Origin of the sequence: Jatrophihabitans sp. (assembly GCF_051960575.1) — a bacterium.
Taxonomy (GTDB): domain Bacteria; phylum Actinomycetota; class Actinomycetes; order Mycobacteriales; family Jatrophihabitantaceae; genus JBQCEE01.
Genome location: NZ_JBQCEE010000180.1, coordinates 1 through 9,357, shown reverse-complemented (window position 1 = coordinate 9,357; position 9,357 = coordinate 1). Strand labels below are relative to the sequence as shown.

The 9,357-nt window shown below is 67.4% G+C and carries 9 protein-coding genes; all 9 read left to right on the top strand.

All coding sequences use genetic code 11. From position 1 onward, the window contains the following. Positions 1–573: 573 nt before the first annotated feature. On the top strand, positions 574–1,677 hold the full coding sequence (locus tag ACTHMS_RS10400) for an ABC transporter ATP-binding protein (RefSeq protein WP_440306590.1): 1,104 nt from the start codon (positions 574–576) through the stop codon (positions 1,675–1,677). Further along, positions 1,677–2,453 carry an MlaE family ABC transporter permease gene (locus ACTHMS_RS10395; protein ID WP_440306589.1) on the top strand — a complete coding sequence of 259 codons (777 nt, stop codon included), beginning with the start codon at positions 1,677–1,679 and terminating at the stop codon, positions 2,451–2,453. The genes ACTHMS_RS10400 and ACTHMS_RS10395 overlap by 1 nt, the downstream gene beginning before the upstream one ends. Next, a complete protein-coding gene (locus ACTHMS_RS10390; RefSeq protein ID WP_440306588.1) occupies positions 2,453–3,295 on the top strand; it encodes an MlaE family ABC transporter permease in 843 nt (280 codons plus the stop codon). Before ACTHMS_RS10395 ends, ACTHMS_RS10390 begins: the two co-directional genes overlap by 1 nt. A gap of 1 nt (position 3,296) precedes the next feature. Then, positions 3,297–4,583 (top strand): MCE family protein, encoded by a 1,287-nt coding sequence (locus tag ACTHMS_RS10385; protein ID WP_440306587.1) that lies wholly within the window; start codon positions 3,297–3,299, stop codon positions 4,581–4,583. Then, a complete protein-coding gene (locus ACTHMS_RS10380) occupies positions 4,580–5,623 on the top strand; it encodes an MCE family protein (RefSeq protein ID WP_440306586.1) in 1,044 nt (347 codons plus the stop codon). Before ACTHMS_RS10385 ends, ACTHMS_RS10380 begins: the two co-directional genes overlap by 4 nt. Continuing rightward, on the top strand, positions 5,623–6,696 hold the full coding sequence (locus ACTHMS_RS10375; protein ID WP_440306585.1) for an MCE family protein: 1,074 nt from the start codon (positions 5,623–5,625) through the stop codon (positions 6,694–6,696). Before ACTHMS_RS10380 ends, ACTHMS_RS10375 begins: the two co-directional genes overlap by 1 nt. A 2-nt stretch (positions 6,697–6,698) precedes the next feature. After that, on the top strand, positions 6,699–7,940 hold the full coding sequence (locus tag ACTHMS_RS10370; RefSeq protein WP_440306584.1) for an MCE family protein: 1,242 nt from the start codon (positions 6,699–6,701) through the stop codon (positions 7,938–7,940). Then, positions 7,940–9,106: an MCE family protein gene (locus ACTHMS_RS10365; protein ID WP_440306583.1), complete on the top strand. Its 1,167-nt coding sequence runs from the start codon at positions 7,940–7,942 to the stop codon at positions 9,104–9,106. Before ACTHMS_RS10370 ends, ACTHMS_RS10365 begins: the two co-directional genes overlap by 1 nt. Before the next feature lie 37 nt (positions 9,107–9,143). After that, positions 9,144–9,357, top strand: a 214-nt coding sequence (locus ACTHMS_RS10360) for an MlaD family protein (protein ID WP_440306582.1), incomplete at its 3' end; no start/stop codon positions are given.

The following is a 9,357-nucleotide window of genomic DNA, read 5'->3' as shown; positions in this document are numbered from 1 at the left end:
TGGTAAAATAACCACCCCGAGGCTACCCCCTCCTACAAGATTTACCTTTCCCCCCGCCTGGGGGGGCCCTAATCCGCGCCCGCCCCGTTCGGCGTCTTGTCCCCGATCTTGATGCCCGGGCCGGGCCGTAGGTCGGGGAGGGCATCTTGGTCGGACGAGGCCGGCCCGCCGCGTCCGGACCTGGATGGCTGTCCCGGGCGATGACCCGCTGCGAGCATCAACATCCGGCCGGACGCGGGGCCGCACAGCCCGTCCGGCGCCCGCGCACAGGCTCGATGCACCCCGCTCAGGACGGGCGTCGGACTGCCGATAGAGGGCCCGGAAGATCGAGGTGAGCCGGAAGCTACTGCCGGGTAGCATGGCCGCACCGAGCTACTGAGAGCCGTTCAGCAGTGCCCGGAACAATTCGTACGTCACCCACAACCGTGACGTATCGTTGTTTCGCGGCGATGTCGGGTTCCTGTGAGGTATCACCCAGCCGCGTCACCTCGCCTGGTCCAAGTCGTTGTTTCCTTCGGTCGTTGACGGTGTGTCCGGGGTCACCGTCGTGCATCACATGGAGAGGGGCGCCACGTGGGTGTCGAAGTTGCGGTCCACGAGCTGACCAAGACCTTCGGGCGGCAGACCATCTGGCGCGACGTCACCCTCACGCTGCCGCCGGGCGAGGTGTCGGCCCTGCTCGGGCCGTCCGGTACCGGCAAGTCGGTGTTCCTGAAGTCGCTCATCGGGCTGCTCAAGCCGGACAAGGGCTCGATCTTCATCCGCGACGTCGACATCGCGAACTGCTCCGAGGGTCAGCTCTACGAGACCCGCAAGCTGTTCGGCGTGCTGTTCCAGGACGGCGCCCTGTTCGGCTCGATGAACCTCTTCGACAACGTCGCCTTCCCGCTTCGTGAGCACACGAAGAAGACGGAGAAGGAGATCCGTGACATCGTCATGGAGAAGATGGACATGGTCGGTCTGGCCGGCGCGGAGGGCAAGCTCCCCGGCGAGATCTCGGGCGGTATGCGCAAGCGCGCCGGCCTGGCCCGGGCCATGGTGCTCAACCCCGAGGTGATCCTGGTCGACGAGCCCGACTCGGGCCTCGACCCCGTGCGCACCACCTACATCAGCCAGCTGTTCCTCGACGTGAACGCGGCCACGGACGCCACGTTCCTCATCGTCACGCACAACATCAACATGGCCCGGACGGTGCCGGACAACCTCGGCATGCTCTTCCGTCGCGAGCTGGTCATGTTCGGCCCGCGCGAGGTGCTGCTGAGCTCCGAGGAGCCGGTCGTCAAGCAGTTCCTCAACGGCCGCATGAACGGCCCGATCGGCATGTCCGAGGAGAAGGACGCCGCGACCATGGCGGCCGAGCAGGCGCTCATGGAGTCGGGCCACCACCTCGGCGGCGTCGAGGACATCACCGGTATCCCGCCGCAGATGGTCGCCTCGCCGGGCATGCCCGAGCGCCGCGCGATCCACCGCCGCCGTGCCCGCGTCCAGGCGATGATGCACACGCTGCCCGAGGCGGCCCAGCGCGCGATCCGCGACATCATCGCGCAGGAGGAGGCCGAGGAGGCCCGCGGTCACCAGCAGCAGCCGCAGGGCGCCCAGCAGCAGTACGAGCCGCACCCGGACGAGTACGAGGTCGTGCGCCCGCAGCCCTACGCGCAGCAGCCGGGCGGACACTGATGCCATCCCTGTCGCCTGTCGGCGGCGTCCGCCAGTCCGGGCGGTTGTTCGCGCTGTTCCTCGACGTCGGGCGGATGACGTTCAAGCGTCCGTTCCAGACGCGCGAGTTCATCCAGCAGGCCTGGTTCATCGCCAGCGTCACGATCGTCCCGACCTCGCTCGTCGCGATCCCGTTCGGCGCGGTCATCGCGCTCCAGCTCGGTGACCTCTCGCGGCAGATCGGTGCCCAGTCGTTCACCGGCGCCGCGTCGGTGCTCGCGATCATCCGCGAGGCGAGCCCGATCGTCGTCGCGCTGCTGATCGCCGGCGCCGGCGGCTCGGCCATCTGTGCCGACCTCGGCAGCCGCAAGATCCGCGACGAGATCGACGCGATGGAGGTGCTCGGCATCTCGCCGGTGCAGCGCCTCGTCGTGCCGCGCGTGCTCGCCTGCGTCCTGGTCTCGACCGCCCTCAACGGCCTGGTCTGCGTCGTCGGCGTCGCCGGTGGCTACTTCTTCAACGTCGTGCTGCAACATGGCACGCCCGGCGCGTACCTGGCCTCGTTCTCGGCGCTCGCGCAACTGCCCGACCTCTACACCGGCGAGATCAAGGCGTTGATCTTCGGGATCATCGCCGGCGTCGTGGCGGCCTACAAGGGCCTCAACGCCGGGGGCGGTCCGAAGGGCGTGGGTGACGCCGTGAACCAGTCGGTCGTCATCACGTTCCTGCTGCTGTTCATGGTCAACTTCGTGATCACGGCCGTGTACTTCCAGGTCGTCCCGGCGAAGGGTTCCTGATGGCCACCGACATCGTCGCGAGCGCGCGGAAGGCGATCAACGTCCCGCTCACCTCGCTGGACGGCCTCGGCGAGCAGCTCTCGCTCTACGCCCGCGCCCTGGCCTGGACGCCGCGCACGGTGCGTCGCTACAAGAAGGAGACGCTGCGCCTGCTGTCCGAGGTGGTCTTCGGCAGCGGCTCGCTCGCCGTCATCGGCGGCACGGTCGGCGTCATCTCGGTCATGTGCTTCTTCACCGGCACCGAGGTCGGCATCCAGGGCTACTCGGCGCTCGGCAACCTGGGCGTCTCGTCCTACACCGGCTTCATCACCGCGTTCTTCAACACCCGCGAGATCGCGCCGGTGGTCGCGGGCCTGGCGTTGTCGGCGACGGTGGGGTGCGGCTTCACCGCCCAGCTCGGCGCCATGCGGATCAGCGAGGAGATCGACGCGCTCGAGGTCATGGCCGTGCCGTCGCTGCCGTTCCTCGTGACGACCCGCATCATCGCGGGCTTCATCGCGGTCATCCCGCTCTACATCATCGGACTGCTGTCGTCATACCTGTCGTCCTACCTGATCGTCGTCTACTACTTCCACGACTCGGCCGGCACGTACTCGCACTACTTCCACCTGTTCCTGCCGCCGCAGGACGTCATCTTCTCCTTCCTCAAGGTGCTCGTCTTCGCGATCATCGTGATCCTGACCCACTGCTACTACGGCTACACCGCTTCGGGTGGTCCCGCCGGCGTGGGCCTGGCCGTGGGCCGTGCCGTCCGCCTGGCGATCGTCGCGTTGAACGTCGTCGACTTCTTCCTCTCCTTCGCGATCTGGGGTTCCAACACCAGCGTCCGGTTGGCGGGTTGACGTGGCCGAGAAGCGTGGAGGAGTCATCAAGCAGCGCCTGCTGGGCGTGGTCTTCCTGGCAGTGCTCGTCGGCCTGATCGGCCTGTCGATCGCCATCTACAACAAGGCGTTCACCCCGACCGTCGACATCAAGCTCGACACCGACCACACCGGCAACTCGCTCATCCAGGCCTCGGACGTGAAGCTGCGCGGCATCATCGTCGGCACGGTCACGGGCACCCAGTCCAAGGGTGACGGGGCCGTCGTCTCGATCTCGCTCGAGCCGAGCCGGGTCAAGGACATCCCGAAGAACGTGACGGCACAGATCCTGCCGAAGACGCTGTTCGGCGAGCAGTACGTCTCGCTGAACATCCCGGCGAACCCGAGCCCGCAGCACATCAGCGAGGGCGACGTCATCCCGCAGGACCGCTCGACCTCCGCGCTCGAGGCCGAGAAGGTGATCGGTGACCTCCTACCGATCCTGCAGGCGGTCAAGCCGGCCGAGCTCAACGCCACCCTCACCAGCGTCGCCACGGCGCTGAGCGGACGCGGCACGAAGCTCGGGCAGACGATCGTCAACCTCAACTCGCTGCTCAAGGACTTCAACCCGCACACGCAGCAACTGGCCGACGATCTCGACAAGCTCGGCCAGAACGCCGACCTCTACAACTCGGTCGCACCGCAGCTGTTCGACACGTTGAACAACCTCAAGACGACGTCGACGACGATCACCGCCAAGAGCGCGGCGCTCGACTCGCTGCTCACGACGGCCACCGACACGTCGTCGGTGCTGCAGAGCTTCCTGGCCGAGAACAAGGAACGGCTCATCCGCCTCGTCGGCAGCCAGGATTCGATCTCCCGGCTGCTGAACCAGTACGCCCCCGAGCAGCAGTGCCTGGTGAACGGCATCGCCCACCTGTACGACCTGGCCGCCTCGGTCATCCAGGACCACCAGATCAACCTCAGCGCCACGATCGACACCACCGGCCTCGGCAAGTACAAGCCCGGCGAGCAGCCGCGCACGGTGACCGGCTACGGGCCGAGCTGCTTCGGCCTGCCGAACCCGCCCGTGCCGTTCCAGATCCCGGACAAGTACAAGTGCCTCAACGACGGCGCCGCGCTCACGAAGGACCCGTGCGCGGCGAAGCCGAGCTATGACGCGGCACGTGCCCTCAACTCGCCGGAGGAGAAGGTCATCGTCAACAGCATCATCGCCCAGTCGCTCGGCGAGCCGGCGACGAAGGTGCCGTCGTCGGCGACCGTGCTCGCAGCACCGCTGCTGCGCGGGACCTCGGTGGTGCTCAAGTGAGGGGCCTCGCCGCACCGCTGATCAAGCTGATCATCTTCCTGGTGGTCACGGCCACCGCGACGCTCGTGCTCGCCGGCATCATCAGCAACTCGATCTCCGGCGACACCACGACCTACAAGGCGATGTTCACCGACGCCACCGGCGTGCAGGAGGGCGACGACGTCCGCATCGCCGGCGTGCGTGTCGGCACAGTCGACGGCGTGCAGCTCGTGCGCCCGAAGCAGGGCGGCCGCAGCGAGGCGGAGGTGACCTTCGACGTGCTCAGCAGCCGCCCGCTGCCGAAGAGCACGAACGTCACCATCCGCTACCGGAACCTCGTCGGGCAGCGCTACCTCAACGTCACGCAGGGCGCCGGCGACTCGACCGCCATGCTGAAGAGCGGCGACACCATCCCGATCGAGCAGACCCAGCCGGCGCTCGACCTCACCGTGCTGTTCGGCGGCTTCAAGAACATCGTCGCCGGGCTGTCGGCCGACCAGATCAACCTGCTCTCGGACGAGGTCGTGCAGAGCCTGCAGGGCGAGGGCGGCGCCATCCAGGCGCTGTTCGGCACCGTCGCCGACCTCACCAACTCGCTGGCCGACAAGGACCAGGTGATCGGCGACGTCATCGACAACCTGTCGACGACGCTCACGACGCTGGACGCGCACGACGCCCAGCTCAGCGACCTCATCGTCCAGCTGCGCCGGTTCGTGTCCGGCCTGGCGCAGGACCGCACCCAGCTCGGGCAGGCGATCGTCGGCATCAACCAGCTGACGACGCGCACCTCGAACCTGTTCACCGACGCCCGAGCGCCGCTGGCGAAGGACGTCAAGGACCTCACCGGCCTGGTCGGGGTGCTGAACGACAACCAGACCGGCCCGAACGGGTTGCAGAACCTCATCACCGAGCTGCCGCCCACCATCGCCGGGCTCATCCGGACGGCCAGCTACGGCTCGTGGTTCAACTTCTACCTGTGTGACGTGACGGGTTACATCACCCTGCCGAGCGGCCAGCAGGCCCCGCTGAACACGCAGTCGACCGACGCGAGGTGCAACTGATGGCGAACCCCGTGCCGCCGCAGGACGCGGCGCCGCAGGGCGGCGCCGGCGACGGCGTGAACTCGACCCCGCTGACCACGCGCAAGGCGCCGAAGATCGGCAAGTCGTTCAGCTCGCGCAACCCGACGCCGATCGGCGCCATCGGTCTCGTGCTGCTGCTCGCCCTGCTCTGGGCGGCGTTCAACGCCGAGAGCCTGCCGCTCATCGGCGGCGGCACGACCTACCACGCGCAGTTCCACGAGTCGGCCAACCTGCGGATCAACGACGACGTGCGGATCGCCGGCGTCAAGGTCGGGAAGGTGACCGGCGTCAGCCTGCACGACGACATGGTGACGGTCGATTTCACGGTGAAGAACGCCTTCATCGGCGACCAGAGCGCGGCGACCATCAAGATCAAGACGCTGCTGGGATCGAAGCTGCTCGACATCGACTCGGTCGGCTCGAAGGCGCTGCCGGCCGGCGGGACGATCCCGTTGAGCCGCAACATGTCGCCGTTCGACGTGTACCCGGCGTTCACGGCGCTCACCAACACCGTCGACTCGATCGACACGAACAAGCTGCAGGCTGCCTTCCAGACGCTGACCTCGGACTTCAAGGACACCCCGACCGAGGTCAAGGGCCTGGTGACCGGCCTGTCGCGGCTGTCGACCACCATCGCGAGCCGTGACCAGGCCCTGCAGACCCTGCTGCAGCACGCGAAGAACGTCACCGGCGTGCTGGCCGCCCGCGACCAGGACCTGCGTGCGCTGCTCACCGACGGTGGGCTGCTGCTCGACGAGCTCAATGCCCGCCGCGACGCGATCCACTCGCTGCTGGTGAACACGCAGGCACTGTCGACGCAGCTCAGTGGCTTCGTCCACGACAACGAGAAGACGATCGGGCCGCTGCTCGACGAGCTGAACAACCTGACCAGCTTCCTGCTGAAGAACCAGGAGACGCTCGACCGCGGCCTGTCGCTGCTGGGCCCGTTCTATCGGGTGTTCAACAACGTGATCGGCAACGGGCGCTGGTTCGACAACTACATCACGAACCTCAGCGTGCCCGGCCTGCTCAAGAACCTGACGGGGATCTGACCATGGCCAAGCTCCCGAAGAGGGCCACCCAGGGCATCGTCGCGGTCGTCGTCGTCGCGCTGGTCGCCGGCGTGCTGTACTTCGTGCTCTCCGGCAACGACACCCGGTCGATCAGCGCCGACTTCGACGAGGGCATCGGTGTCTACCCGGGCACGCCGGTCAAGGTGCTCGGGGTCGACGTCGGCGAGGTGTCGAGCGTCAAGCCGAAGGGCGCGAGCGTCCACATCGTCATGGACGTCGAGAACCAGTACAAGCTGCCCTCGGACGCCACGGCGGTCGAGGTCGCGAACTCGCTGGTCAGCGACCGCTACATCCAGCTGTCCCCGTACTCCGGCAGCGGCCCGACGCTGCCGGCCGGTGCGAACATCCCGCTGAACCGCACGTCGAGCCCGGCCGAGCGCGACGACATCTACAAGGCGCGGAACAACCGCGCCCCAGCGCTCGGCCCGAACGGCGCGAACAAGAACGGTGCGTTGCAGGACCTGCTGCACGTCGCGGCGGCGAACCTCACCGGCAACGGCAAGGCCATCGGCACCAGCATCGACAAGCTCTCGCAGGCGGCGCAGACGTTGGCGAACAACAAGGGTGACCTGTTCGCCACGGTGAAGAACCTGCAGCTGTTCACCCAGACGCTGCAGCAGTCGGACGCCGCGGTGCGCCACTTCGAGGAGCAGCTGGCCACCGTCTCGAACCAGCTGGCCGGCGAGCGGGCCGACTTCGGCCAGGCGCTCAAGCTGCTCGGCACCGCGCTGAACGACGTCGCCACCTTCGTCCGCACCAACAACGCGAAGTTCCACACCGGCATCAAGGGCCTCGAGGGCGTCACCGGCCTCCTGCTGCGCGAGAAGCAGTCGTTGAACGAGGCGCTGGCGATCGCGCCCTACGCGCTGGCCAACATCGTGCACGCCTACCAGCCGGATCTCGGCGTCATCGCCACGCGTGGCAACCTGGCCTCGCTCACTGACCCCGGCCAGTTGTGCCAGGTCTTCGCCGACCTGAGCGCCGGCCAGCTGAAGTCGCTGCTCGGCGACATCCTCGCGCCGGTCTACTCGGCGTGCACCCAGGTGCTCAGCAAGCTGCCGGGCGGCCTCACCCTGCCGACGATCCCCGGGCTGGACCTCAAGGGCCTGACCGGTCAGTCGGCCGGACAGGTGAAGCTGTCGAAGGACGAGATCGTCCCGGCGGTGCACGCCGCGGTCGACGACGCGCCGGTCGGTGGCCTGATCACGGGCGGAGGCAAGTGATGCGCGGGCGTCTCGTCGCCGGCCTCGTCGGGGCCACGCTCGCCCTGAGCGGGTGCAGCTTCAGCATCTACGGCACGAACCTGCCGGGCGGCACCGACGTCGGCGACCACCCGTACACCGTCACCGCCTACTTCAGCGATGTGCTCGACCTCGTGCCGCAGGCGAACGTCAAGGTCAACGACGTCGCCGTGGGCAAGGTCGAGTCGATCTCGCTGAGCAAGGCGAGCGACGCGCAGCTGGTCGGCGGCGCGAACGCGGTCGGCTGGACGGCCAAGGTCAAGATGGAGGTGCGCGGGGACGTCGACCTGCCCGAGAACGCGCGCGCGACCATCCAGCAGACGACGCTGCTCGGCGAGAAGTTCGTCCAGCTGTCGCAGCCGTTCACGGCGCCCTCGGCCACCAAGCTGCACAACGGATCGCAGATCCCGCTCTCGCGCACCGCGTCGGCCCCGGAGGTCGAGGAGGTGCTCGGCGCCCTCTCGCTCGTGCTGAACGGCGGCGGCATCCAGCAGGTGCACATCATCGCGACCGAGCTCAACAACGCCCTGCGCGGCCACGAGAGCGACGTCCGGTCGCTGCTGAGCGAGCTGCAGAACTTCACCAAGACGCTGGACGACCAGAAGAACCGCATCATCGATGCGCTGGTCAGCGTCGACAACCTGTCGAAGACGCTGAACAAGCAGTCCGACGTCCTGGTCACGACGCTGAACACGATGCCGCAGGCGTTGAAGATCCTCGCCGACGAGAAGGACCAGCTGCTCAAGCTGCTCGAGGGCCTCAGCAGCCTCGGGGTGACGGCCACCGACGTCCTGAACAAGACCCAGACCCAGCTCGTCAGTTCGCTGCGCGAGATCAACCCGACCCTGGTCAACCTGACCCAGGTCGGATCGAACCTCCCGAAGATGCTGAAGATCGCCGGCTCGTTCCCCTTCCCGATCGGGCTCACCCGGGAGTTCGTGCGCGGCGACTACGCCAACCTGCACCTGTATCTGAACTTCAACCTGCAGGACCAGCTCTGCGGGCTCGGGATCATCAAGTGCAACGGCAACACCAGCACGGCGGGCAAGCACAAGCTCACCGCTTCGTCGGCGTCGGCCCCTGCAGTCCCGGACACGAGCACGACCACCGACTCGCTGCCGCCGATGCTCATCGGCGCGGGGCGGTGACCCGGCCGTGCTGCGTCGCTCCACCCAGATCCAGCTGGTGCTCTTCCTGATCATCACGCTCGTCGGCGTCAGCTACGTGTCGGCCAACTACGTGGGGCTGACGAAGAAGCTGTTCGACTCGTCCGGTTGCACGGTGAAGGCGGATTTCCCGGATTCGGGTGGGATCTTCACGAATGCCGAGGTGACGTATCGGGGTGTGACGGTCGGCAAGGTGGGGTCGTTGCGGGTGATCCCGAACGGTGTGCAGGTGG